This is a genomic window from Stenotrophomonas sp. P5_A8, from assembly GCF_056400545.1.
Genome location: NZ_JBFULB010000572.1, coordinates 1 through 1,190, shown reverse-complemented (window position 1 = coordinate 1,190; position 1,190 = coordinate 1). Strand labels below are relative to the sequence as shown.

2 protein-coding genes are annotated in these 1,190 nt (G+C 69.0%); both read left to right on the top strand.

Features of this window, described 5'->3' with window-relative positions:
• The first annotated feature begins 181 nt into the window (after positions 1-181).
• A complete protein-coding gene (truA, locus tag AC1DQP_RS20745; RefSeq protein ID WP_256774618.1) occupies positions 182-955 on the top strand; it encodes a tRNA pseudouridine(38-40) synthase TruA in 774 nt (257 codons plus the stop codon).
• Positions 952-1,190, top strand: a 239-nt coding sequence (trpF, locus tag AC1DQP_RS20740; RefSeq protein ID WP_478052463.1) for a phosphoribosylanthranilate isomerase, incomplete at its 3' end; no start/stop codon positions are given. The genes truA and trpF, both read left to right, overlap by 4 nt.

Sequence of the window (1,190 nt, the reverse complement as noted above, 5' to 3'; positions counted from 1 at the left end):
CTGCTGCAGGACGTGGTCGCCGCAGCCGATCCGCACAGCCAGGCGCAGGCGCGCGAGCTGCTGGCGCGGCTGGGGTGAGCGCGACCGGTTGAGGCCGCTGGCGGTGTGGGCCGCACGCGACCCGGCCTGAGATTACGACCGGTCGCTCCCGCGCCGGTCCCCGATGCAWCAGAGGTTGAGCATGCGTTACGCACTGGGCGTGGAGTACGACGGCAGTGAATACAAGGGCTGGCAGCAGCTGGGCGAAAGCGGTTGTCCCAGCGTGCAGGCCAGCCTGCAGGAGGCGTTGTCCTCGGTGGCCGACGCCCCGATCAAGGTCACCTGCGCCGGCCGTACCGATGCCGGCGTGCATGGGCAATGCCAGGTGGTGCACTTCGACACCGACGTCGCCCGTGATCCACGCGGATGGACCCTGGGCACCACCACCCGCCTGCCGCGTTCGATCGCGGTGCGCTGGTGCGTGCCGGTGGCCGAGGATTTCCACGCGCGTTTCTCGGCGCGGGCCCGGCGCTACCGCTACCGCCTGCTCAACCGCCAGGTACGCCCGGCGCTGCACCGGCAGACCCTGAGCTGGGAGCGACGGCCGCTGGACGCCGGGCGGATGCATGCGGCGGCGCAGGCGCTGCTGGGCGAAAACGACTTCAGCGCCTTCCGCAGCATCCAGTGCGAGGCCCTGCATGCCCGCCGCGAGCTGCAGGCGATCAGCGTCCGGCGCGAGGACGAGGTGGTGGAGGTCTGCGTTCAGGCCAATGCATTCCTTCATCACATGGTGCGCAATATCGTCGGTTCACTGATCCTGGTCGGATCCGGGGACAAACCGGTGTCGTGGATGGGCGAGCTGCTGGCTGGCCAGGACCGCACCGTGGCCGGGCCGACTGCACCGCCGCAGGGATTGGTGTTCGTTGGACCCTTGTACCCCGACAACTGGCAACTGCCCGCCGAGGTCACTTTATGAGCCGCTCTTTCTATCGCACCCGTATCAAGTTCTGCGGCATGACCCGCGCTGGCGATGTCCGCCTGGCGGGGGAGCTGGGCGTGGACGCGGTCGGCTTCATTTTCGCCCGTGAGAGCAAGCGCCGGGTCGCCCCGGCCGAGGCGCGGGCGATGCGGCAGGCGATCGCGCCGATGGTCGATGTGGTGGCTTTGTTCCGCGACAACAGCAAGGAAGAGGTGCGCGAAGTGCTGCGTAC